The sequence below is a fragment of the Rhodococcus sp. IEGM 27 genome (assembly GCF_033142305.1).
GTDB lineage: Bacteria > Actinomycetota > Actinomycetes > Mycobacteriales > Mycobacteriaceae > Rhodococcus_F > Rhodococcus_F oxybenzonivorans.
In genome coordinates this window covers 190,854-214,305 of the sequence record NZ_JAWLSG010000004.1, presented here as the reverse complement: position 1 = coordinate 214,305, position 23,452 = coordinate 190,854, and the positions used below count along the sequence as shown (strand labels likewise).

The 23,452-nt window shown below is 66.7% G+C and carries 22 protein-coding genes and 1 pseudogene; 10 read left to right on the top strand and 13 right to left on the bottom strand.

The annotated features are described in order from the left end of the window. Positions 1 to 65: 65 nt before the first annotated feature. Both R4P95_RS15870 and R4P95_RS15865 read left to right on the top strand, forming a co-directional pair. Positions 66 to 992, top strand: a complete 927-nt coding sequence (locus R4P95_RS15870; protein ID WP_317745998.1) for a cation diffusion facilitator family transporter — start codon at positions 66 to 68, stop codon at positions 990 to 992. A 107-nt stretch (positions 993 to 1,099) separates the two neighbouring features. Next, positions 1,100 to 1,513 (top strand): hypothetical protein, encoded by a 414-nt coding sequence (locus tag R4P95_RS15865; protein ID WP_317745999.1) that lies wholly within the window; start codon positions 1,100 to 1,102, stop codon positions 1,511 to 1,513. Positions 1,514 to 1,517: 4 nt separating this feature from the next. Here R4P95_RS15865 and R4P95_RS15860 read toward each other — a convergent pair whose 3' ends face one another. Then, complete coding sequence (locus R4P95_RS15860; RefSeq protein WP_317746000.1) at positions 1,518 to 1,979, bottom strand: pyridoxamine 5'-phosphate oxidase family protein; 462 nt, start codon at positions 1,977 to 1,979, stop codon at positions 1,518 to 1,520. Positions 1,980 to 2,042: 63 nt separating this feature from the next. Here R4P95_RS15860 and R4P95_RS15855 point away from each other — a divergent pair, with 63 nt between their 5' ends. Continuing rightward, positions 2,043 to 2,999 (top strand): YafY family protein, encoded by a 957-nt coding sequence (locus R4P95_RS15855; protein ID WP_317746001.1) that lies wholly within the window; start codon positions 2,043 to 2,045, stop codon positions 2,997 to 2,999. 15 nt (positions 3,000 to 3,014) lie between these two features. On the opposite strand, the gene R4P95_RS15850 is transcribed toward R4P95_RS15855, so the two are convergent. Genes R4P95_RS15850 through R4P95_RS15840 form a run of 3 tightly spaced genes read right to left on the bottom strand, consistent with a single transcriptional unit; the run spans position 3,015 to position 6,396 of the window. Then, entirely contained in the window at positions 3,015 to 4,184 is a 1,170-nt protein-coding gene (locus R4P95_RS15850) for a thiolase family protein (RefSeq protein WP_317746002.1), read from the bottom strand. Between the two features lie 41 nt (positions 4,185 to 4,225). Then, positions 4,226 to 4,993 carry a thioesterase family protein gene (locus tag R4P95_RS15845; RefSeq protein WP_317746003.1) on the bottom strand — a complete coding sequence of 256 codons (768 nt, stop codon included), beginning with the start codon at positions 4,991 to 4,993 and terminating at the stop codon, positions 4,226 to 4,228. After that, the gene (locus tag R4P95_RS15840) at positions 4,990 to 6,396 is read right to left on the bottom strand and encodes a DHA2 family efflux MFS transporter permease subunit (RefSeq protein ID WP_317746004.1); all 1,407 of its coding nucleotides are present in this window, start codon (positions 6,394 to 6,396) and stop codon (positions 4,990 to 4,992) included. Before R4P95_RS15840 ends, R4P95_RS15845 begins: the two co-directional genes overlap by 4 nt. A 53-nt stretch (positions 6,397 to 6,449) precedes the next feature. On the opposite strand from R4P95_RS15840, the gene R4P95_RS15835 reads away from it, so the two are divergent. After that, entirely contained in the window at positions 6,450 to 6,953 is a 504-nt protein-coding gene (locus tag R4P95_RS15835) for a helix-turn-helix domain-containing protein (protein ID WP_317746005.1), read from the top strand. Positions 6,954 to 6,997: 44 nt separating this feature from the next. On the opposite strand, the gene R4P95_RS15830 is transcribed toward R4P95_RS15835, so the two are convergent. Further along, complete coding sequence (locus tag R4P95_RS15830) at positions 6,998 to 7,774, bottom strand: site-2 protease family protein (RefSeq protein WP_317746006.1); 777 nt, start codon at positions 7,772 to 7,774, stop codon at positions 6,998 to 7,000. Beyond that, positions 7,771 to 8,424 (bottom strand): hypothetical protein, encoded by a 654-nt coding sequence (locus R4P95_RS15825; RefSeq protein ID WP_213577762.1) that lies wholly within the window; start codon positions 8,422 to 8,424, stop codon positions 7,771 to 7,773. Before R4P95_RS15825 ends, R4P95_RS15830 begins: the two co-directional genes overlap by 4 nt. 228 nt (positions 8,425 to 8,652) lie before the next feature. Between R4P95_RS15825 and R4P95_RS15820 the strand changes: the two genes are divergently transcribed. Beyond that, complete coding sequence (locus R4P95_RS15820) at positions 8,653 to 9,942, top strand: adenylosuccinate synthase (RefSeq protein ID WP_109332728.1); 1,290 nt, start codon at positions 8,653 to 8,655, stop codon at positions 9,940 to 9,942. A 76-nt stretch (positions 9,943 to 10,018) separates the two neighbouring features. On the opposite strand, the gene R4P95_RS15815 is transcribed toward R4P95_RS15820, so the two are convergent. Further along, positions 10,019 to 10,612, bottom strand: coding sequence for a methylated-DNA--[protein]-cysteine S-methyltransferase (locus R4P95_RS15815; RefSeq protein WP_204164811.1), 594 nt, complete (start codon positions 10,610 to 10,612; stop codon positions 10,019 to 10,021). Positions 10,613 to 10,644: 32 nt separating this feature from the next. On the opposite strand from R4P95_RS15815, the pseudogene R4P95_RS15810 reads away from it, so the two are divergent. Next, positions 10,645 to 12,184, top strand: a pseudogene (locus tag R4P95_RS15810) (alkaline phosphatase D family protein). Here R4P95_RS15810 and R4P95_RS15805 read toward each other — a convergent pair. Continuing rightward, positions 12,153 to 12,413 (bottom strand): hypothetical protein, encoded by a 261-nt coding sequence (locus tag R4P95_RS15805; protein WP_317746007.1) that lies wholly within the window; start codon positions 12,411 to 12,413, stop codon positions 12,153 to 12,155. The pseudogene R4P95_RS15810 and the gene R4P95_RS15805 sit on opposite strands and share 32 nt — an antisense overlap. Positions 12,414 to 12,475: 62 nt before the next feature. Between R4P95_RS15805 and R4P95_RS15800 the strand changes: the two genes are divergently transcribed. Next, positions 12,476 to 13,960, top strand: a complete 1,485-nt coding sequence (locus R4P95_RS15800; RefSeq protein ID WP_317746008.1) for a PLP-dependent aminotransferase family protein — start codon at positions 12,476 to 12,478, stop codon at positions 13,958 to 13,960. Positions 13,961 to 14,003: 43 nt separating this feature from the next. On the opposite strand, the gene R4P95_RS15795 is transcribed toward R4P95_RS15800, so the two are convergent. Further along, positions 14,004 to 15,101, bottom strand: coding sequence for a CaiB/BaiF CoA-transferase family protein (locus tag R4P95_RS15795; RefSeq protein WP_317746009.1), 1,098 nt, complete (start codon positions 15,099 to 15,101; stop codon positions 14,004 to 14,006). Between the two features lie 144 nt (positions 15,102 to 15,245). Between R4P95_RS15795 and R4P95_RS15790 the strand changes: the two genes are divergently transcribed. After that, positions 15,246 to 15,626, top strand: a complete 381-nt coding sequence (locus R4P95_RS15790; protein WP_213576787.1) for a VOC family protein — start codon at positions 15,246 to 15,248, stop codon at positions 15,624 to 15,626. Positions 15,627 to 15,640: 14 nt separating this feature from the next. Here the strand turns inward: R4P95_RS15790 and R4P95_RS15785 are convergent, their stop codons facing one another. From R4P95_RS15785 to R4P95_RS15770, 4 genes are all read right to left on the bottom strand, one after another. Further along, positions 15,641 to 16,552 (bottom strand): SDR family oxidoreductase, encoded by a 912-nt coding sequence (locus R4P95_RS15785; protein WP_317746010.1) that lies wholly within the window; start codon positions 16,550 to 16,552, stop codon positions 15,641 to 15,643. 128 nt (positions 16,553 to 16,680) lie between these two features. Then, a complete protein-coding gene (locus R4P95_RS15780) occupies positions 16,681 to 18,150 on the bottom strand; it encodes a carboxylesterase/lipase family protein (protein ID WP_317746011.1) in 1,470 nt (489 codons plus the stop codon). Beyond that, positions 18,147 to 19,709 carry a carboxylesterase/lipase family protein gene (locus tag R4P95_RS15775; RefSeq protein WP_109332716.1) on the bottom strand — a complete coding sequence of 521 codons (1,563 nt, stop codon included), beginning with the start codon at positions 19,707 to 19,709 and terminating at the stop codon, positions 18,147 to 18,149. The genes R4P95_RS15780 and R4P95_RS15775 overlap by 4 nt, the downstream gene beginning before the upstream one ends. Before the next feature lie 64 nt (positions 19,710 to 19,773). Then, positions 19,774 to 21,207 carry a dihydrolipoyl dehydrogenase family protein gene (locus tag R4P95_RS15770; RefSeq protein ID WP_213576790.1) on the bottom strand — a complete coding sequence of 478 codons (1,434 nt, stop codon included), beginning with the start codon at positions 21,205 to 21,207 and terminating at the stop codon, positions 19,774 to 19,776. Between the two features lie 85 nt (positions 21,208 to 21,292). On the opposite strand from R4P95_RS15770, the gene R4P95_RS15765 reads away from it, so the two are divergent. After that, positions 21,293 to 22,045, top strand: a complete 753-nt coding sequence (locus R4P95_RS15765; RefSeq protein ID WP_213576791.1) for an SDR family oxidoreductase — start codon at positions 21,293 to 21,295, stop codon at positions 22,043 to 22,045. A gap of 45 nt (positions 22,046 to 22,090) precedes the next feature. Then, a complete protein-coding gene (locus R4P95_RS15760) occupies positions 22,091 to 23,440 on the top strand; it encodes an NAD(P)/FAD-dependent oxidoreductase (protein WP_317746012.1) in 1,350 nt (449 codons plus the stop codon). Positions 23,441 to 23,452: the final 12 nt, after the last annotated feature.

Below are 23,452 nucleotides of genomic sequence, written 5' to 3'. Positions count from 1 at the left end.
GACGCTGTTGATACACATGCACAAGTACGCATATGATCGGCAGAACTTCGGGAGGAGCTCTACACATGGGAGTCGGCCACGGTCATTCGCACGGCCATACGCAAGGCGGGGGTGAGGTAGGGCCATCCAAGGGGCGGGTCCGTCGTATGGCGATCGCGCTCGTCATCCTCTTCGCGTTCCTCGTCCTCGAGGCGGGAGTCGGCCTTACGGTCAACTCGCTGTCGCTTCTTGCCGACGCCGGGCACATGCTCACCGACGTCGTCGGCATGGCGATGGGTCTCGTCGCGCTTGTGCTCGCGCGCAAGGGCAGCGCCGCCGCCGCACGCACCTTCGGCTGGCACCGCGCCGAGGTGCTGACCGCAATGGCCAACGCCGCAATGCTTCTCGCCGTCGCGGTATGGGTGTTCTACGAGGCGATCTCCCGCATCGGCGACGCACCCGACCTTCCCGGTCTCGCACTCGTCCTCACGGCTACCGCCGGTCTGGCCGCGAACCTCGTCGTCATGCTCATGCTGCGGGCCGATTCCAAGGAGAGCCTGGCCGTGCGCGGAGCGTACCTCGAAGTTCTCGCGGATGCGGTCGGCAGTGTGGGCGTCCTCATTGCCGGTGCAGTCGTGATCGCGTTCGACTGGACCTACGCCGACATCGTCGTCGGTGTCCTCATCTCCCTGTGGGTGGTGCCCCGCGCACTGAAACTCGCCGCCGCATCGCTGCGGATCCTCACCCAGGCGAGCCCCGCGGACGTCGACGTCGAAGCAGTGGAAGCCGACCTGGCGGCAGTTCCCGGCGTCATCGGCGTGCACGACCTACACGTGTGGACTCTCACCACCGGCATGGACGTAGCCACGGTGCACCTCACCACGGAATCCGACTCGGCCCTCGTCCTCGAATCGGCCCGCACGGTCCTGGAAACGCACCAGCTCTCACACGCCACAGTGCAGGTGGAATCCACGGCGAACGGACGCCACTGTGAAAAGAACGTGACCTGGTAAGCGAGAGGATGGTTGGTTTCTTTCCGCTAACAATCGTGGCGTCCGCCGCAGTCGGCGGGTCAGACTTACCGGAACAGTCGGTGTCGTCTCACAAGGGAGCCAGATTCATGTCCACTCTCGGAGCGCTCACGAAATCCGCAGCAGCCGTGGCCATCGGCGCGGCCGCCCTCCTCTCCGCGCCCGCCGTGGCGTCGGCCGCGCCGTTCATGCCCGATCCGTTGGCGAACTGCAACGCCGAAGCATCATTCGATGTGGAGCGAGACGAAGATACGCAGAAGATCGAGTGGGAGTTCGATGGACCTCCAGATGCGACCACCGATGCCCAGGTGACGTATCTCAATATCGGGCAGGCCGGCCCCACCATCGGATCCTCGGGCCCGCTGGTGAATGACAAGGACGCAGAGCGGGATCTGCCGGGCTTCACCGCACACCTGATTCCCGGCGGAACCTATGACCCGGACGGCACCAAGGGGCAGGCCGCAACCTGCGCCCTCGGTTTCGGATTCGCCGTCACCCAGTGACCCGCTATTTGGTGAAGCGAGTGACGCCCCGACCCGGCTTCCACAGGTCGACGTACAGGTGTTCGCCGTCGACGGTGGTGAGTACCACCTCGTCGACGGAGAGTTCGAAGACGTCTGCCTCGCCGATCTCGTCGGGATAGTGATCGACGATCTGCTGTTTCCGCTCGCCGACTATCTCCTCGGCGCGGCCGCTGATCTTCGCGTCGCCGCCCTCCATAGTGTGGTGCCCGGGGTTGCTGTGGAGGGCGAACCGTGGATCGCGCCGCAGGTCGAGCACCTTCCGGGCCCCGACCATCGAACCGAGCAGCAACGTGCCCTCGTAGAACTCGACTTCGGTGCCGCTGACTCGGGGTGAGCCGTCTTTGCGGACGGTCGCGAGAACGTGGTGTTTGTGTGCCTCGAAGCGGGCGATCACGGCTTTGGCGAGGTCGGGCGCTTCGGTCTCGAACTGTGTCCAGTGCGTCATGTACGTCAGTGTGCGCGCCTATCCCTGACACCTTCTGTCAGTCATTTTCTCTAGACTCGGGCAATGCGTTCGAGTCGGCTCGTCGAACTGATGCTGCGGCTGGAGGGGAGCCGCGGTGTCACGGCTGGGCAGCTGGCCGAGGAGCTGGGTGTCTCGGTGCGCACGGTGTACCGGGATGTCACGGCGCTGTCCGCGGCGGGCGTGCCCCTCTGGACCGAAAGTGGTCCCGGTGGGGGTATTCGGTTGCTCGACGGATGGCAGTCGAAACTCGGTGGGATGACGGGGGCGGAGACGTCGGCGCTGATGCTGCTGGGTGTGCCTTCGCTCGCCGACGACCTCGGTCTGCGTGAGGTGACCGCGGCGGCGCAGTCGAAGTTGCTGCACGCGTTGCCTGTTCCGCTGCGGGCAGGTGCACAGTTGTGGCGCGATCGTCTGTACGTCGACGTGCCGGGATGGTTCACGCCACCCCGCGACAACGAGAACCTGCCCGACGTCGCCGCCGCGGTGCTCGAGGGACGGCGCCTGCGCATCGACTACAGAAAAGGTGCCGACGTGGTGACGCGGACGCTCGATCCACTCGGTCTGGTGGCCAAGGCGGGTGTCTGGTACCTGGTTGCGCAGCATCGCAGCAGAACCCTGTCGTATCGGGTGTCCCGGATCAGCGACGCCACGGCCCTCACGGAGCAGGCACTGCGGCCGGAACAGTTCGATCTCGGCGCGTGGTGGTCGGCCACCGTCGCGGAATTCGATCGCGCGATGCTCCGGTTCCGGTGCCGGGTGCGCCTGTCACCGCGGTCGTGGCGTCAGTTGCCCCGGATCGTGGGTGTGGAGGCTGCGCGTGTCGAGGTGGGACCTCCCGACGAGGACGGTTGGGTGGCCGTCGACCTGGTGCTCGAGGCCGAGGACGTGGCCCTCGAACAGTTGACCGCGCTGGGTGCAGGGGTCGAGGTACTCGCACCTGCGTCGCTGCGGGCGGCGATGCGCGACACCGGTGAGGCGATGATGAACCGCCACCGGTGACGCGCAGCCACACCTCTACCCGAGGCGCTCGATCAGGGTCGCGTTGGCGAGCCCGCCGGCCTCGCACATGGTCTGCAAACCGTATCGCGCGCCGCGCTGCTCCATGGCGTTCACCAGCGTGGTCATGATGCGCGCCCCGCTGGCACCGAGCGGATGACCGAGTGCGATCGCGCCGCCGTGCACGTTTACCCGATCGAGGTCGGCGCCGGTCTCGGCCGCCCATGCAAGGACCACCGATGAAAACGCCTCGTTGACCTCGAACAGATCGATGTCGGAGATGTCGAGCCCGCTGCGCGCCAGCACCTTACGGGTGGCCGGGATGACCGCGGTGAGCATCATCAGCGGGTCGTCACCGGCGACGGCGAAACTGTGCAGTCGGGCCAGGGGTGTCAATCCGAGTCGGCCCGCGATCTCCGATGTCGTGATCATCAGAGCGGCGCTCCCGTCCGAGAGTGGACTGCTGTTGCCCGCGGTGATCGACCAGTCGATGTCGGGAAACCGATTTGCGTAGTGCTCATTGTGGAAGGCGGGACGTAGCCCGGCCAGGACGTCGAGTGTCGTGTCCGGACGGATCGCTTCGTCGACGGCGAGTTCCGGCAGGACGGCGAGTTCCTTCGCGAAGTTTCCCGCGCTCGTTGCCGCGGCGGCCTTCTGATGACTACGTAACGCGAACTCGTCCAGTTGCTGTCGCGACAGTTCCCAGCGGGCGGCGATGAGTTCGGCACTGATGCCCTGGGGAACGAGGCCGTCGGGGTAACGGCGCTCGAATCCCAGACCCAGCGACTCCCGGCCGACCACGTTCGAGCCCATCGGGACCCGGCCCATCGACTCGACACCGGCTGCGACCACGATGTCGTAGGCCCCGGACAGCACGCCTTGCGCGGCGAAGTGGACGGCCTGCTGACTACTGCCACACTGTCGGTCGACCGTGGTGCCCGGCACGGACTCGGGATACCCGGCGGCGAGAAGTGCGGTGCGGGTGAGGTTTTGGCCCTGATCGCCCACTTGCGTCACGGTGCCGCCGATGACGTCGTCGATGAGTGCGGGATCGATACCCGTGCGCTCGACGAGGGTCGACAGACTGTGTGCGAGGAGATCGACGGGGTGCACATCGTGGAGGGCCCCCGAAGGTTTGCCCTTGCCGATCGGTGTGCGGACGGCCTCGACGATGACGGCGTCTCTCATGGGAGTTCCCTTTCTTTGTGCTGCTGAGCTGTGGGTGGCGATCAGGGGGTGAGGATTCTGCGGAGCTGACGCGCCTGACCCGCGAGGTGTCCTGTGGCGGTGCGTAGTTCGGTCTCGTCGACGCACGAGTCTTCGGTGGCCCAGGCCGTGCGGTGGCGCAGGTGGTACCACCCCTCCCGTGAGTACTTGTTAACACCGGGCTGTTGATAAGTACTCACAGGGAAGTGGGCACTGAACTCGACGGTGGGGATGGCTACCGGCGCGTCGAGTACGGCGAACAACCCCGGCGGTAACGCGTCGAGTAATACCGCCGCGCGTTCCGAAGGGCTGAAATCGATCGATGAGAGCAGACGAATCCACACCTCGAATTCAGGGTCGGCGCCGCCGGCGAAGGGACGTGCCGAGTTGATAGGGCGGATGTCGAGGTACTGGGCGAAGGGCATGTAGTCGACCGGAATCACCAAGGGCGTGAGGAGTTCCGGATCTTCGTCGCCGAGATCGGGTGCATCGAGAGGCCACGTGATGGCACTGGGCGTGCGGGTGAGGCGGATCAGGGCACCTGCGGAACCTGGTATCGATACGCGGACACTCGGTGTCCGCCCGCCGTGCACGACCTCGACCTGATGGTCCACCGGGCCCGGGTCCACGGGCCGGGTGAAGTGGGCCGAGACGGTGACCGGTGTCGCTGCCGTCTCGGCCTCGGCCGCGTGCAGCATCGATGCGACGACCAGTCCGCCGTGCATACCGCCGAAACCACGCCAGGTGGAGTCGAATTCGGTGGGGAAAGCAAGTGCGGTCAGCGGGGTCATGCCGGTACCTCCACGGTGAGCGGGTTCTGGGAATTCATGCCGATGGATGTGGCCGCCGCACCGACGCCGACTGCCGCGATCACCCACCAGGCGACGATGAAGGCAGAGTGGGTGTCGTCGTAGCCCACGGTGGTGCCGAGGACCGCGACGAGCACGCTGACCCCGATCACGGTGCCGATCTGCCGATTCATGTTGACGATCGCACTCCCGGTCGCCGACCGGGACTGCGGAAGCCCGGCAGTGGCGGACGAGAGAATGGTGGGGAGTGCGAGGCCGACGCCTACTCCGCCGATCAGCAAACCCGGAAGAAAATCGGTGACGTAGTGGGGCTCCGCCCCTACCGACGCCAGGATCAGTAGCGTGCCCGCCGCCCACAGCAGACTTCCCGCAGCGGCAATGGTGCCGGGGGACAAGCGCCGGGCGAGGAGCTGACCGGCGATCGCAAAGACCGGCACGAGGATCGGTCCGGGAGCGATGGCGAGTCCCGTCCTGATCGCCGAGTACTCCCACACGTTCTGCAGCCAGAGGATGTTCGACAGCAGTCCCGCCGCGAACGCTGCGCTGAACACCAGGGCGGTCGCGTTGGACCACGCAAACGTGCGCACTTTCAGCAGGGCCGGTTCGATGAGGGGTGCCCGGTGACGGCTGTTGCTCCACCAGAACAGGGCAAGGCAGGCGGCGGCGAGGGTGAAAGCGAGCGTGATCCGGGGGTCCCCCCATCCCCATTCCGGCCCCTGGACCATCCCGAGCGACAGTGCGCCGATCCCGAGAATCAGCAGGGCCGCCCCCATCAAGTCGAGTTCGGTGTCGGTGGCGCTGGGGCGGACGTCGGGCACGACACGGGTCGCCGCGATCAGGAGTGCGATTCCGATCGGAATGTTGATGAGGAACGCCCAGCGCCAGGAGGCCTCGACGAGGATTCCGCCGACGACGGGGCCGAACGCGGCGGCTGCCGCACCAGACGCCGCCCACATGCGGACTGCGCCGGCGCGTCGTTCCGCGGGGACGGTTCCGACCAGCAATCCGAGGCTTGCGGGGGTGAGGGCGGCGGCGCCGACAGCCTGCAGCAGGCGGAAGAGGACGAGAAACCACAGGGAGGGGCTGAGCGCGCAGGCGGCGCTCGCTGCCGTGAACAGCGCCAGTCCCAGCATGAATCCGCGCCGGTGACCGATGCGATCCGCCCACCGGCCGAGTGGAACCAGTAGTGCCGCATAGACGATCGCATAGCCGTTGAGTACCCAGCTCAGGTCGCCGAGGGAGTAACCGGCGTAGCTGGCGGCGATGTCGCCGAGGGCGATGTTCACGACGAAGAGATCGAGGCTCGCGACGAACGGGGCGCCACACAGGACGAAAAGAAGAGGACGCAGACGGATATCCCCTCGAACCTGACTGCTGAATACCATAGCCAGCAATGTACACCTGGCTTTGCTTTTTGCAAGTCAGCTATCATGGTGGCATGAATGCGGCACGACTGGACGGCTTCCTCGGCGATCGCGACACCTGGCGGGCCACGCACTGCTCCATCGGAAAGGCGATGGATGTAGTGGGCACGCGTTCGGCCATTCTCATCCTCCGAGAGGCCTATTACGGGACCACGCGGTTCGACGACTTCGTCCAGCGTGTGGGGGTCACCGAGGCGGTGGCGGCGGCGCGCCTGCGGGAACTCACCGCAGAAGGATTGTTCGAGCGGCAGCCATACAAGGAACCTGGACAACGGACCCGCTTCGAATACGTGTTGACAGAGAAGGGTCGTGACCTCCTGCCTGCCGTGCTGGCACTCATGCAGTGGGGTGACAAGTACCTGCAGGGATCACGCGGCGCGCCGATCGGACTGCGGGACGACGCGACGGGTCGACCCGTCCGCGTGGAGGTGCGCAGTCCCGACCGCGAGGTGCCGTTGACCGAATTGCGGTTGACGCCCAACTTCACCGAGGAGCAGGGTCGCCGCTCCCTCCCGTGAGTGCTTGTCAACAGCCCACTGTTAATAAGTACTCACGGGGGTACTCACGCAAGCCAGAAACGCATCAGGTAGTTGCCGTACTGCGCGTAGATCGCCGGCACACCCGACAGCTCGAACAGCGAGTAGATGCCGTCGAAGAACACGGTATTGATCGACGGCACGAAGAGCAGGGCCACGAGGACGAGCAATCCGTAGGGCTTGTACTGATCGACGGACCGGCGGGTCCGCGGCGGAAGGAAGGGCTCGAGCGCGGCGTAGCCGTCGAGCCCCGGAACGGGGAGCAGGTTGAGTACCGTCGCCATCACCTGCAGAAAAGCCAGGAAACTCAGGCCCGTCCAGAACACCCGATGATCGCCGCCCAGGCCCCACCCGCGAATAGCGGTCAGCAGGACCACTGCCGACACGAGGTTCACGGCCGGCCCCGCGAGCGACACCTTCGCCTGGACCTTCGGCGGGAACAACCCCGTCCGTAGGTAGACGGCACCGCCCGGTAGCCCGATTCCGCCGAGGGCGATGAACAGCACCGGAAGGCCTATCGACAGCAAGGGGTGGCTGTACTTCAGCGGGTTCAGGGTGAGGTATCCGCGCACCGCCACATCGGTGTCGCCGTGCCGCCACGCCGTGTACGCGTGCGCGAACTCGTGCAGGCACAGCGTCACCACCCAGCCGGCCACCACGAGGAGGAAGACCCCGACGTGGCCGACGACGGACTCGGCCCGGGCGCCCCACGCGAGTACTCCACCGGCGACGGCGGTGGCGACGACGAGGAGGAAGACCGGGCTGGGCCGGACGGCGGTGGACCGCGTTCTGGGCAGGTTCATCGAACGAGCAACCACTCGCGGTCGTGACGGTAGAAGGTCGAACGTTTCACCGCGCGCGGATTGGGCACGTCGTCACGGGTCAGCGCGGCGGCCGGCGACCCGAGTTGGACCGCGCGCCCCTCGATCCATCGACGCGGCAACCAGCGCCGCCGGGGATCGATCGAGGCGCGCAGCCCGGGCATCCGTGGAGTGGGGGTGACGTGCATGTTCGTGGCGGTACCGGAGAACAGCCGGGTGTCGTCGACGTACGCCTCGCCGACCAACGGTTCACCGCCGGGCGCCGTCACGGTGGCGAGTCCGACCAGCGCGATGCCCGCGTCGTCGCGGATGAGAGGTACCGGCTTGGCCGTTCCTTTCAGTGCCGTGCGGGCGGCCCGTGCGCCCGCGGACAGGTGATAGGCGTCGGTCGCCGGTGAGCTGTGTTCGGCGACGTAGGCGAGTTCGATATGCAACCGGTCGGTCCGCATCAGCCGGGTCAGGGTCGCGGCCAGTGCGGCATCGCTACCGACCACGATGAGCCGCGGATGCGTGACGACCTGGAGTTTGGAGAAGACCTCGTCGAAGTCGTCCTTGTCCGGCACGGTGGGAGCGCTCGACGCCGAGATCGACCCCAAGGGCAGGGGAAGCGGCACGTCACCGCAAATGAGCACAACGGGGGTCAACGCCACTCCTCGCCCGGATATGTCCCGCTACGGCTGCCGCAGCTTTCCATCCGGCCATCCTAGTTGTATGCCCGACACCGGCCCCGAAGCCACTCCGGTCGTACTGTGGGGTCTGTTCTCTGTGCGCTCGGCTAGACTGTTCCCCCGGCCACTGCCTACGAACGGCAGAACCACGCAGTCGGATACGACTGTACGTCGACCGTAGGAGACAACGTCATGCCGGCAATCGTCCTGATCGGCGCCCAGTGGGGCGATGAGGGCAAGGGCAAAGCGACCGATCTATTGGGCGGACGCCTGCAGTGGGTGGTGCGCTACCAGGGCGGAAACAACGCTGGACACACCGTCGTTCTTCCGAACGGCGACAAGTTCGCGCTGCATCTGATCCCGTCGGGCATCCTCACGCCGGGCGTCACCAACGTCATCGGCAACGGTGTGGTGGTGGATCCGGGAGTGCTGCTCACCGAACTCGCCGGACTCGACGAGCGGGGCGTCGACACCAGCAAGCTGCTGCTCTCGGCTGACGCGCACCTGATCATGCCGTACCACGTGGCCATCGACAAGGTCACCGAACGCTTCCTGGGCGCCAAGAAGATCGGCACCACGGGCCGCGGCATCGGGCCCTGCTACCAGGACAAGATCGCCCGTGTCGGCGTCCGGGTGCAGGACGTGCTCGACGAGAAGATCCTCACCCAGAAGGTGGAGGCGGCACTGGAATTCAAGAACCAGGTGCTCGCCAAGATCTACAACCGCAAGGCGCTCGACCCGCAGCAGGTGGTCGACGAGGTGCTCGAACAGGCCAACGGATTCAAGCACCGCATCGCCGACACCCGGTTGCAGCTCAACGAGGCCCTCGAGCGTGGCGAAACGGTTCTGCTGGAGGGATCGCAGGGAACTCTCCTCGACGTGGACCACGGGACGTACCCGTACGTGACTTCGTCCAACCCGACATCCGGTGGCGCGGCGGTCGGTTCGGGCATCGGACCCACCAAGATCACGACGGTGCTGGGCATCCTCAAGGCTTACACCACGCGAGTCGGCTCCGGTCCGTTCCCGACCGAGCTGTTCGACGAGCACGGAGAATACCTGGCCAAGACGGGTGGCGAGGTGGGTGTCACCACCGGTCGCGCCCGCCGCACCGGCTGGTTCGACGCCGTGATCGCCCGCTACGCAACTCGCGTCAACGGCATCACCGACTACTTCCTCACCAAGCTCGACGTGCTCAGCAGCCTCGACACCATCCCCATCTGCGTCGCCTACGACATCGACGGTGTACGGCACGAGGAAATGCCGATGTCGCAGACGGATGTTCACCACGCCACCCCCATTTACGAAGAGATGCCCGGATGGTGGGAAGACATCTCGCACGCACGCACCTTCGAGGAACTGCCGAAGAATGCGCAGAACTATGTGCTGCGTCTCGAAGAGCTGTCCGGCGCCTACATTTCGTGCATCGGTGTCGGCCCCGGCCGTGACGAGACCATCGTGCGCCGCGACGTGGTGCGCTGACCAGTCGGACTGAACGGTGACGCTGAACGGCTGTGACGTCGAACGGCTGTGACGTCGGTCTGGCCCGTGCGGTTGCTCAGAACAGCACGGGGTCGTCGAATCCGGGTGCGTGTTCGAGGGCGAGTAGTTCGCGTTTGGTGAGGGTGCCGCTGCCCGCGGAGAATCCGCCGACCTTGTTTCCGGCGGCGAGGACGCGGTGGCAGGGGACGACGATCGGCAAGGGGTTGCGTCCGAGTGCCTGGCCGACGGCCTGCGCGGCGCCGGGTTTGCCGAGTGCTGCAGCCACCTCTCCGTAGGTGAGGGTGTCGCCCGGGTCGATGGCCCGGGCGATCTCGTATACGTTGCAGTCGAACTCGGGGACGCCCTCGAAGTCGAGGTCGATCCAGCGCAGGTCGTCGAGTGCGCCGCCGAGGTGTTCCCGAATGGCGTCCAACGCCTGCTGGACCGGTGTGGGCGGGGAGTGCTCCACCGCACCCGGAAAGCAGCGCTCGACGCGGGCCCGTGTCGCCTCGGGTGAACCCTCCGACAGTTGCACACCGACGATCCCGGCGGCCCGCCAGGCAATGGCGCACGTGCCGAGTGCTGTGTCGAACAGGCAGAATCCTGTGGTCACCAACCCAGTATGCGCCCCACATCCGACGTTTACCGTCTGTTGGCCACGGTTGGACATCCTCGAGGATCCCACCACCGAGGAGATGTCCCGTGCACCTGTCGCGCCGTACCCTGCTCCGCGCCACCGCTCTCGGCGTACTCGCTGTTCCCGCCGCCGCGTGTTCCGGCTCGGCCGGTTCGAGCCCCACCCTCCTTCGCCCCCGGCCCGCGCTGACCCATGGAGTTGCCGCCGGCGATATGCGTGCCGACGGCGCAGTGATCTGGGCGAGGTCCGACCGGCCGGCGACGATGATCGTCGAGACGGCGGCCACCGAGTCGTTCACCGACCCGGTGCGATTCGAGGGTGGACTGCTCACCCCGGACACGGACGGCACCGGACGGTTGCGTGTGACCGGACTACCCGCCGGGCAGCAGGTGCACTACCGGGTGACCCCTCGAAAGCGACGACGGCGCCACCTCGGAGGCGGTGACGGGTGTCTTCCGCACCGCGCCGAGCGCCGCAAGCGACGTCCGACTGCAGTGGTCCGGAGACACGGTGGGTCAGGGTTACGGAATCAACCCCGACCTCGGCGGTATGCGGATATTCGAAACGATGGCCGCACGCGACCCGCATCTGTTCCTCCACTCCGGTGACGTGGTCTACGCCGACGGACCCCTGAAGGAGTCGGTTGCGCTGCCGGACGGCCGAATCTGGCGGAACACGGTGACCGAGGCCAAGAGTGCGCTTGCACAGACATTGGACCAGTACCGCGGTCAGTACGCCTACAACCTCAGCGACCAGCACTACAGAACCTTCAATTCCTCTGTTGCGCAGATTGTTCAGTGGGACGACCACGAAACGGTCAACAATTGGTATCCCGGCGAACTCCTCAGCGCCGAGGCCTACTCGGAGAAGAGCGTCGACGTTCTGGCGCAGCGAGCTTTCCAGGCGTTCCACGAGTGGCTTCCGATCGAGCCCACCGAGGCGGTGGACGGGCGCGTGTACCGCAAGATCGGCTACGGACCTCTTCTCGACGTCTTCGTGCTCGATATGCGCACCTACAAGGACGCGAACGGTGTCAATACCGGTCCGGCCGGACAGATCCTCGGCGCAGCACAGAAGGACTGGCTGATTCGCGAACTCGGTGCGTCGACGGCGACCTGGAAGATCATCGCCAACGACCTTCCCCTCGGGGTGGTGGTGCCGGACGGCGACACCGCGTTCGAGGGCATCGCCAACCGGGATCCGGGACCACCGTCGGGCCGTGAATCCGAGATCGCGCAGGTACTGTCCGCGATCAAGGCGGGCGGCGTCACGGGAACGGTCTGGCTCACCGCGGACGTGCACTACACCGCCGCGCACCGGTACTCGCCGGACCGTGCCGCGTACAAGGATTTCGACGAGTTCTGGGAGTTCGTGTCGGGCCCGCTCAACGCCGGTGGTTTCGGCCCCAACGACCTCGATCCGACGTTCGGTCCCGAGGCCGTGTTCGTGCACGCACCGCCTGCCCCGAATTCCTCACCCCTCGACGGATACCAGCATTTCGGGGAGGTCTTCATCGACGGGGAGACGTCCGAGTTTCGAGTCGACCTGCTCGACGCGGCCGGGACGGTGCTGTTCAGTCAGGTCTTGGCGCCTCCTGCCCGGTGACATCGCGGGAATCCGCAAGGCGCCCTGAACTACCTTCGGTGCTCATCGGGCGAGCAGTCCAGTCGGCAGATTCTGGACTGCTCGGTGGATCGGCGAATATGCCGCCGAGAGGTGCGCCCAGGCGAAATTGCTCCACGCGAAACAGGCCTTCACCTCCTTCTTTGGGGCCGTATCGGGCGACGGCCGCGGCCAGGAGGAGGATGCAGGCGAGGGTGAGGAGTGTCGTCATGGAGTCAACTCTGCGCCCGACTGGCTTGGGATCGAATAGCCACAGGGCCGATACTGGACTGCATGATGACCCGTGTACTCGGTGCGCGTTCGCTGGCGAGGGACCTCGGCAACTGGCAGGACGACAGCACCCGTCGTTCGGCGGTCCGGCCGGCATACCGGGCGCTCGCCGACAGCATCCGGCTGCTCGTGCACGACGGCCGCGTCCCCCTCGGTGTGGCACTCCCCAGCGAACGCGAACTGGCGTCGGTGCTGGAACTGAGCCGCACGACGATCACGTCGTCGTATTCGGTGCTGCGCGACGAGGGGTACCTGATCAGCCGACAGGGATCGCGGAGCACGGTGGCGTTGCCGCCCGGATCCCGCCAGAACGGCCTCATGTTCCGCGCGCATCAGCCCGGGCCGGAGGGTGCGATGATCGATCTCAGTTATGCGGCGATGGCAGCGCCGGGAGAGGCGGTCGAGAATGCGTACTCGTCTGCCTTGCAGTCTCTTCCGCAGTTCCTTCCGACGCACGGCATGGAACCGGTGGGCATCGGCGCCTTGCGCGACGTGATCGCCGCCCGGTATCGGGCACGCGGACTGGACACGACACCCGAACAGATCATGGTCACCTCGGGCGCGCAGCACGCCTTGCGACTGCTGCTGAACGTGCTGACAGCGCCGGGGGAGCGGGTGCTGGTGGACCATCCCACCTATCCCAATGCGCTGGAGGCGATCCGGAGAGTGGGGGCGCGGCCGGTGCCCGTTCCCGTCCGTCCCGAGGGAGGCGGTTCCGCGGCCTGGGACCTCGACGGAATCCGGAGCGCCGCACGGCAGACCGCGGCGCGAATGGCGTATCTGATTCCCGACTTCCACAACCCCACCGGTCTGTGCCTCGACGCACCCGGCAGAGCGGAACTCGCGAAGATCGCCCGTGAGACGCGGATGACGCTGATCGTCGACGAGACGATGGTCGACCTGTGGCTCGACGAGCCGTCGCCGGGGCCGGTCGCCGCGTACGGCCGGGGAACGGCGAAAACGGAAGTGGTGACCATCGGGTCGACGGCCAAGTCGTTCTGGGGCGGGCTGCGGGTCGGGTGGATACGCGCCGATCCGTCGTTGATCTCACGGCTCGTCGGCGCCCGCGCAGCGGTCGATCTCGGCACACCGGTGATGGACCAGCTGGCGGCCGCACACCTGCTCACCGACGACGACGCGGTGCTCACCCGCAGGCGTGCCGAGTTGCGCGACCAGCGCAGTGCCATGCTCGACGCCCTGGCCGATCGGCTTCCCGACTGGGTCCCGACCATTGGCTCCGGCGGCATGTCGCTGTGGCTGCGGCTTCCGGCTCCGGTGTCGACCGCGCTGGCCGCGACGGCACCCCACTTCGGCGTGCTGCTCGCCGCTGGACCACGGTTCGGCGTGGAGGGCGCCTTCGAGCGATTCATCCGATTGCCGTACGCCCGGACACCCGATCAATTGCGACGCGGTGTCGACGGTATCGCCGCCGCGTACGCCACCCTGGCCGTCGGACCGGAGTTGGCCGAACCGTCCCTCGTCGTCTGAGAGGCAGTGGCAGAGGACGTGGAAACGTACTCTGCCACTGAGCTCAGGTCCAGACGGTGTCGATGTCGACGCCTTCGCGTGCCGGTGGGGTGGGTGCGCCGGCGGGGGTCCGGGAGAAGCGGGGGGCCGGGGCGTGCTGGGTTACGCCGTCGAGTTCGATCAGTGACCCGCGGGCGGCGATGTGTTCATTGGACGGCGCCTCCGAGAAGGTGAGGACCGGGGACACGCAGGCGTCGGTGCCGAGGAAGATGGCAGCCCACTCGTCGCGGGTCTTCGACAGGAACTTCTCGGCAAAGACCTTCTTCATCTGCGGCCACGCCGACACGTCCATCTGGTGCGGCAGGTCGGCGGCGTCGAGTTCGAGTCCCTGCAGCAACAGGGCGTAGAACTGCGGCTCGAGCGATCCCACGGCCATGTACTTGCCGTCGGCCGTCTCGTAGGTGTCGTAGAACGGCGCGCCGGTGTCGAGGAGGTTGACGCCCCGCTCGTCCGACCAGACACCGCGGCCTCGGAAAGCCCACATCATGTGCGACAGCGCCAGCGCGCCGTCCACCATCGCGGTATCGACAACCTGACCCTTGCCGGAGGTCTGGCGTTCCACGAGCGCGGACAGGATGCCGAAGATGAGGAACATGGAACCGCCGCCGAAGTCGCCGACCATGTTCAGTGGGGGGACCGGGCGCTCACCCTTTCGGCCGATGGCGTGCAGCACACCCGTGAGGGAGATGTAGTTGATGTCGTGGCCGGCGGCATTGGCCAGCGGGCCTTCCTGTCCCCAGCCGGTCATCCGGCCGTAGACCAACCGCGGGTTGCGCTCGAGGCAGACGTCGGGGCCCAGGCCCATGCGTTCGGTGACGCCGGGGCGGAAGCCCTCGATGACGACGTCGGCGCGCGCGATCAGGTCCAGCACCTTCTCGACCTGCGCGGGGTCTTTGAGGTTGGCTTCGACGACGCGACGTCCGCGCTGAATCTGGTCGTAGGGTCCGTCCTGCGGGATCACGCCGGGGCGCTGCACGCAGACGACGTCCGCACCGAGATCGGCGAGCAGGGTGGCCGCGTGGGGGCCGGGTCCCAGACCTGCGAATTCGACGATGCGAATGCCCGCGAGCGGGCCCTTCTTCTCTGTAACGGGAGCAGACACTCGAGTTCCTCATTCCGATGCGGGACAACCTGTCGAATCGACGTTAACTTGTCGGGTGAGGGAGCTGTGCCGCGGGTCACGACACAGCCGTCGTGTCACGCCTCTCCCTTGCCCCGTGGTGGGTGGGCGGCGCAAAGTTGATGTATGAGTTTTCCGGGTGAGCTCGTCAGTTTCGTTCCCAGCACCGACCTCGACGTCTCCCAGATGTTCTACGTGGACACCCTCGGGCTCGAGCTCGACTCCCGCGACGAATTCGCGCTCGCCCTGAAATGCAACGGATCACTGCTGCGGGTCACGCTGGTCCAGTCGCGTGCCGACACCGGATACACGGTGCTGGGATGGAAGGTCCCCGATCTCGACGGTGTGGTCGACTCACTCCGGACCAAAGGAATCTCGTTCACCGAGTATCCCGGCATGGACCAGGACGAGCACGCCGCCTGGACCGCGCCGGACGGCATCCGCGTGGCATGGTTCCGGGACCCGCACGGGAACGTGCTGTCGTTGTTCGAGTACCCGAACCGATAGGTACCACCCGGACCTCACGCGTCGAGGTCGGCGCCGCCACGTCCGGCCACCAGCGCCTCGGTGGCCTCCCACAACCTGGCCGCGAGTTCGGGGTTCCGTGCATCCTTGCTCGGCTGAACCACCTTGCAGGCCTTGACGTATGCGCCGGTGAACTTGCCCGCCTCGGCAGCCGTGGCGGTCCACACGATCGTCTTCGCGCCCTTCTCGGCATCGGCCATGAACGGAGTGAGCAGGGTTCCGATCACCTGGTAGCCGAACGGAAGGTCGCGGCCGAGGCTGGTGCCCTTGACGAAGCCTGGATCCGCGCAGTTCACCACCAGCCGTGCGGGGTCGAAGCGCCGCGCCAATTCGTTACTGAACAGGGTGAGTGCGAGCTTGGAATTGTTATATACGCGTTGGCCGCGGAACTTGCCGTTCGAGGCCTGCAGGTCGTCGAAGTCGAGGTGCCCACCGCGATGCCCCGACGAGCTGACGTTGACGATGCGCGCGGGGTGGCGGAAGCCGGCGGCATCCGTGGTGGCGGCCTGCGCCATGGCGTCGGCCAGGGCGGTGCCGAGTACGAACGGTGCGAGGTAGTTCACCGCGAAGGTCGACTCGATGCCGTCCGGGGTGAGGCGACGCACTCCCACATCGATCCCCGCATTGTTGATCAACACGTCGATGCGGACGAATCGGTGCCGGAGTTCTTCGGCCAGATTCCGCACCTGTGCCAGGGAGGACAGGTCGGCCGTTGCCGACCTCAACCGGCCAGGGTCGTATGCCGACGTCAACTCGGCGATCGTCTCGTCGACCTTCGCCCGGTCGCGGCCGACCAGCACGACCGTCGCACCGCGGGCCGCCAACTGACGGCACGTCTCCGCGCCCAGTCCGGACGTGGCGCCGGTGACCACCGTGGTGAGTCCTGCGAGATCGTCGTGTTCGATCATGTTCACCTCCGGTACCGCGGAGAACAGGCGTGCGAGTGTGCGGGTGTTTCAGAGTAGGACACACCGCAGGGCCTGCGGGGGTGAAACCGCAGGCCCTGCGCGACTCGCGACAACGTTCCGGAAGTGGACTAGCGCCGGTGTTCGTAGCCGAGCCAGGCGCGACGACGCTCGCCGAGCGGATCGTTCTCGACCCGACTTCTCTCGTCGATGATGAGGGTTTCCCTGTTCTCCCGCGAGTAGGTGGGCCAGCCGGGCGCCGGCGTGCCGTGCCGTGCGAAATGCAGCCAGTGCGACTGCACCGTGTCGGTGACGGTGCGTAGCGCTTTCCACCCACCGAGTGCGGTGAGTGCCCGCGCCCAGGGTCCGGTCAGCCCGAACACCGCGTACATCTCCGTGGCGTGCGTGGCGCCGAGCCCGGCGAGGCGGAGGAGGCGGGGAGCGAAGTCGTATCGGTAACTGTAGGTGGGCGCTACGGCGGCATGACCCTCGGCGCAGAGTAGGGATGGTTCCCAGAACGTGACGTCACCGCCGAGGTCCGCGGCAGCACGCCGACCGGGATAGCCGGGGTACGCGGAGATCGCCCGCTTCTTCACGGACTCGTCCACATGCGAGAACATTTTCTCGATGCGGGTGGCGTCGGTGGGCAGGATATCGAGGAACCGCGGAAACACCCTGCCCTCGTACTGGTTGGTGCCGATGATCAAGGGAACCGGGTGACCGGAACCGGAGGCGAAGGTATCGAGCGGGTGAGCGGGAAGTAGGAAGCCGTCTACTACCGGCGCGAACACTCGTGTTCCGGGCTCCTCGTCGGCGCCCCGATCCGCCAAAGTGGTTCCCACCTCGACGAAGTCGGAGGCCGTCGCGGTCTGCAGCCAGGTCGCGGCCTCGGAAAGGGGCACTCCCGCGATCTCGACGAATTCGCGTGCCCACCGTGCCGCCCGCTCGGGATGGTATGCCGACGCCGCCGGAGGACTCTGTGCGATGGCCTTGCTGAACAGTCCTTTCGCGGCGGGTGTGCCCATCAGGGTGGTGACGGCGTTGGCGCCGGCCGACTCACCGAAGATCGTGACATTGTCGGGGTCGCCGCCGAACTCGGCGATGTTGCGTTGCACCCATTCGAGCGCAGCCACTTGATCGCGGAGGCCCAGATTCGAGTCGAAAGGCCGCTCCGGCGTAGAGAATTGGCTGAAATCGACGTATCCCAGGGCGCCGAGCCGATAGTTGATGGACACATAGACGATGTCGCCGCGCCGTACCAGCGAGTGGCCACCGTACAGCGAGGACGAAGAGCTTCCCCCCGAGTACGCGCCTCCGTGGATGAACACCATCACCGGGCGCGGCGTCGCGGACGGCTCCGCGGGAGCCACCACGTTGAGAGTCAGGCAGTCTTCGTCGCACGGCCCGCTACCTTGGGGCGCGCTTGCCCCATAGTGGAAGGCTCGCCGGACATCTGACCATGGCTCGGCCGGTTGCGGGGCACGTAACCGTAACGGGCCCACCGGGGGAGCCGCGTACGGGATGCCGCGCCAGGTGATCAGGTCGTCGAGTCGACGCCCTCCGACGGCGCCGCTCTCGGTGTGGACTTCGAGTGGACTCACAGGCCCTGCCCGTAGTAGCCCTCGTACCCTTCCCACGCCAGTCGACGTTCCCTGCGCGGATCGTCCTGGACTGTGGTGACGGTGTCGAACACGAGCGTTGCCCTCCGATCGGTGTCGTATCTCGGCCACGCAGCCGAAGGTGTGCCGTGCGTGGCGAACTGCAACCAGTTCCTCTGCACCGTATCGGTCACGTCTTTCAGGCCACGTCGGCCCCCCGCCAACGTGAGCGCGCGACCGAAACGAGTGTCGGCGACGCCGAAGACGGCGAGCAATTCGAATCCGTGCGTGGCGTCGAGTCCGAGCCACGTCATGATCCGCGGAGCGAAGTCGAACCGATAGCTGTACGTCGGCGCGTAGGCGCAATGCGCCTGGGCCAGTTCCACCGACGGCTTCCAGAACGTGAGGTCACCACCGAGGTCCACCGCGGCGTCGGGGGCTGGATAGCCTGGATAGGCTGCGGTGACCCGGGCTTGTGCTGCCGGGTCGGTGAGCTCGAACATCCGGCCGATCCGCGCAGGATCGGTGGGCAGGGCGTCCAAGACCTTAGGGAACAGTGTGCCCTCACGGCTGTTGGTGCCGATGATCAGCGGGACACGGTGCGCGGAGCCGTCGGAGAACGCGTCGAGCGGTGGCTTCGGAAGAAAATCCCCGTCGATCACGGGACCGAACGGGTGAAGCCCGGGAGTTTCCACCAGAACCTTGGCCCCCAACCGGTTTCCCGCTCGACCGAGCGCTCCGACGGGTGAGGTACTCAAGGCCTCGGCTGCGTTCTCCGGTTCGGCGCCCAGGAGTTTCACGTAGTCGGCGGCCCACCCGGCGGCCCGCTCGGCCGTCGTGACGAGACCGGGCGCCGAGCTCTCGGCGATCGCACGAGCGAACAGACCGCGAGCGGAAGGTGTGGTCATCAAGGTGGTGACGGCGTTTCCGCCTGCGGACTCACCGAACAGGGTGACATTGTCGGGGTCGCCGCCGAATCCGGCGATGTTGCGTTGCACCCACTCGAGTGCCGCCACCTGGTCGCGGAGCCCGAGGTTGGAATCGAATGGCCGCTCGGGGGTGGAGAACTGGGTGAAATCGAGGTAGCCGAGCGAACCGAGCCGGTAGTTGATCGACACGTAGACGATGTCGCCCCTGCGTACCAGTGACTGACCGCCGTACAGTGCGGTCGCAGACATGCCCAGTGTGTATGCGCCGCCGTGGACGAACACCATCACCGGGCGGGGCTTACCGGAGGTGCCGGGCCTGGCCAGAACGTTGAGGGTCAGACAGTTCTCACTGCTCGGCTGGTACTTGCCCGGCCGCAGCACCGTGAACTTCTTGTGCTGCACGGCCGCGTCCCCGAACTCGGTGGCATCGAGTTCCCCGCTCCACGGGGTGACCGGCTGGGGCGCCCGCAGTCGCAGCGGACCTACCGGCGGGGCAGCATAGGGAATCCCGCGCCAGGCCACGAGGTCGTCGAGCCGTCGGCCGCGCACCATCCCGTCGGTCGTCTTCACCACTGTGTCGGTCGCTGCCCTGTCGGTCGCGACTGTGCCTGTCGTGCGAATGTCGGACGCCATGTCGGCGACTATACGTAGACGTCCTGAGAAACCGATTTGAACGGCGTTCTCGCGCCGGGACCGCTCAGCGCCGTGCCTCGAGCAGCCGCAGCCACACCTCGCTCACCGTCGGGTAGGACGGCACTGCATGCCACAGGGCGTCCAGCGGCACCCTTCCCACGACGGCGACCGTCGCGGCATGCACCAGTTCAGCGACGTCCGTGCCGGCGAAAGTCGCACCTAACAGGGTGTCGGTACCTCGGTCGACGACAAGTTTCGCGTGGCCGGCGAAATCGTCGCGAGAGAGGGACGAGCCTGCGACAGCGATGTCGACTTCCACCGTCTCGACGTCCACGCCTGCGTCGCGGGCCTCCTTCTCGGTGATCCCCACAGCAGCGACCTCGGGGTCCGAGAACACCACCTGGGGAACTTGACCGTGATCGGCGGACGCACTGTAGCGGGAACCGTCGAGCGGTCTTCCCTCCGCGCGCGCCGCGATCACGTCACCACAGACCCGCGCCTGATATTTGCCCATGTGAGTGAGCAATGCCCGCCCGTTGACGTCACCGACGGCGTACAACCATCCGTCCGGTGTCGTCATGTGGTCGTCGGTGGGAAGGTAACCGCGCGCGTCGAGCAGTCGCGGGTCGACCCCCAGCCCCGAAGTCGCAGGGGTGCGGCCGGTTGCGACCACGATCTCGTCGACCTCGAACGGGTCCTGCCCGGCCACGTCGAGCGTGGCGGGGCCGCCGTGGACCCGGCCGATACCGGTGTCCTGCGGATCGGGCCGCTCCACACGGCGGAGTTCGGCGCCGAAGAGGAGTCGGGCGCCCTTCTTTTCGAGTCCCTCGGCCACCAGCTTCCCGGCGAACGGCTCGTTCTTCGCCAGAAGCCCTCGGCCTCGCACCACCATGGTGAGTTCCTCGACACCGAGGTCGAGCAGCCACGACGCGCTCTCGCAGGCTACGACGCCGCCGCCGATCACCGCGACCCGGCGCGGAACCTCCCGCAGATTGGTGGCATCCCGCGAGGCCCACGGCAAGGCTGCGCGGAGCCCGGGTGTGTCCGGAATCGCTGCCGTGGTTCCCGTCGCCACGACGACGGCGTGCCGGGCGCGGATACGGCGGGAGCCGCCCACCGTCACCGTCCGCTCACCGGTCAGGCACGCCGAGCCGCGGATCACCTCGATTCCCTGCGCATCGGCCCACATCACCTGCGACGAGTCGTCGTGGTTGTTGGTGAACGAGTCCCGCCGGGCGAGTACGGCCTGCGGATCGAGGGCTCCGGCGGATACACCGGCCATGTTGCGTGCGGCCCCCAGGACCTCCCCGGGACGCAGCAACGCCTTGCTCGGCATACAGGCCCAGTAGGAACACTCGCCGCCGACGAGTTCGTGCTCGATCAGTGCGGCGGTGCGCTCGCTGCCCGCGATGGCATAGCTCGCCGCGTTCTCCCCCGCGGGGCCGCCTCCGATCACGATGACGTCGTACTCTTCCGCGTCGTCCACCGAGTCAGTCATGCCTGTCACGGTAGGCCGGTCGAGGGTCGGCTGTCAGAACTTCGAGCACGCCTGCGGTGTGTGTGGCTGCAAGTATCGTGACCGGATGATGCGCAACAAGATCTTGATCACCGGAGCCAGCTCGGGCCTGGGCGAGGAAATGGCCCGCCGATTCGCCGCCCAAGGGCGAGACCTCGCGCTCTGCGCGCGGCGCGGCCCCCGCCTCGAAGCCTTACGCGACGAACTGAGGTCGGCCCATCCCGGAGTGACCGTTGCGATCCGCGAACTCGACGTCACCGATCACGAAGCGGTGGTACGCGTCTTCGGGGAGTTACGCGACGAGCTGGGTGGTCTCGACCGGGTAATCGTCAACGCCGGACTCGGCAAGGGAGCCAGGATCGGGACGGGCCGTGCCGACGCCAATCTCGCCACCGCCCGCACCAACTTCGTCGGCGCGCTGTCGCAGTGCGAGGCCGCCCTCCAGATATTTCGGGAACAGAATTTCGGTCATCTCGTGCTCGTGTCGTCGATCAGTGCCGATCGCGGTCTGCCCGGTCCGAAGGCGGCCTATTCGGCCAGCAAGGCCGGCGTCTCCGCACTCGGGGAGGCGTTGACGGCAGAACTGGTGAAGAGTCCCATCGCGGTTACTACACTGTTGCCCGGATACATCGCTACCGAGATGTCGGGCAAGGCCGGTGACAGCGACTCGATGACCGCAAGCCTGGACGAGGGCGTCACCGCGATGGTCGACGCGATCGACAAGGAATCCCGCCGGGTGGCGTTGCCCGGCACCAAGTGGAAAGCAATCGACGTGGCGCTGAGGTTCCTTCCGCATGCATGGACATCACGGTTCGTGTAGGACTGAGCTGTGCCGGCCAGTGACGACGAGCGTGAGGTGTCCACAGTGACGACAACCCAGGAATCTTCGTCTCTCGGCTTGCAGCGCTCGCGGCCGCGGGTGGTGATCGTCGGCGGCGGATTCGGTGGCGTCCACGCCGCCAAGCGGTTCCGGGGTGTGGACGTCGACGTCACTCTGCTCGATCGGGGAACCAGCCACGTCTTCCAGCCGCTGCTGTATCAGTGCGCCACGGGACTCCTGTCCGAAGGGGAAATCACCACACCGTTGCGGCACCTGCTCCGCGGCTACAGCAACATTCACGTCGCCCTCGGGGAAGCGCAGTCGATCGACGCCGAACAAAAGGTCTTGACCGCAAGCAGATTCGACGGCTCCACCTTCGACGTTCCCTACGACTACTTGATCGTCGCTGCCGGGATGCGCCAGGCGTATCACGGTCACGACGAGTACATCCAGTGGGCGCCCGGGATGAAAACTCTCGACGACGCCCTCGCGATCCGGCGAAAGCTCATCTCGGCCTTCGAAATGGCCGAGTCGCTTCCCACCCCCGAAGAGCGGAAGCCGTGGCTGACCTTCGCCGTCGCCGGCGGTGGGCCCACCGGGGTCGAACTGGCCGGGCAGATCAGGGAACTCGCACTGCGGGCCCTCGCTCACGAATTCCAGTCCATCGATCCCGGTGAGGCGCGGGTACTGCTCCTGCACGGCGGCGACCGGGTGTTGCCGTCGTTCAACCGCAAGTTGTCGGCGGCAGCGCAGGCCACACTCGACAAGATCGGTGTCGAAACACATCTGGGCGTGCATGTAACGGATGTGTCGGAGACGAGCGTCGAGACGACGTCCAAGGACGGGGCGAAGACGAAGAACCGGTTCGACGCCCGGACCATCCTGTGGACGGCCGGCGTCGAGGCGGTCCCGTTCGCCTCCGTACTCGCACAGGCGCTCGGCGTGAAGCAGGCCGCGGGTGGTCGCATCGAGGTGAATCCCGACCTCAGCATGCCGGGTCATCCCAACGTCTGGGTGGTCGGCGACATGATGGCGCTGAAAGAACTTCCCGGTGTGGCCGAGGTGGCGATGCAGGGTGGCAGGCACGCCGCCGGGTGCATTGCCCGCACCGTCGAGCGTGGCGAACCCGACCGGAAACCGTTCAAATACCGCGATCTCGGCAGCGCGGCGTACATCGCCCGCAGGCACGCGCTCGTTCAGGCGGGGCCTGTCCAGATGTCCGGTGCTGTCGGGTGGGTGTCGTGGGGAGTCATCCACATCGCCTTCCTCGCGGGCTACCGCAACAGATTCGGCACGTTGCTGAACTGGGCGGCAACGCTCGCGTCGGGGGCGCGGCGGGAGCGGGCCATCACCTACGGCGATCCGCAGTCGGCGCGCCAGCCCTACGACGCCTGACCGTCGACTTTC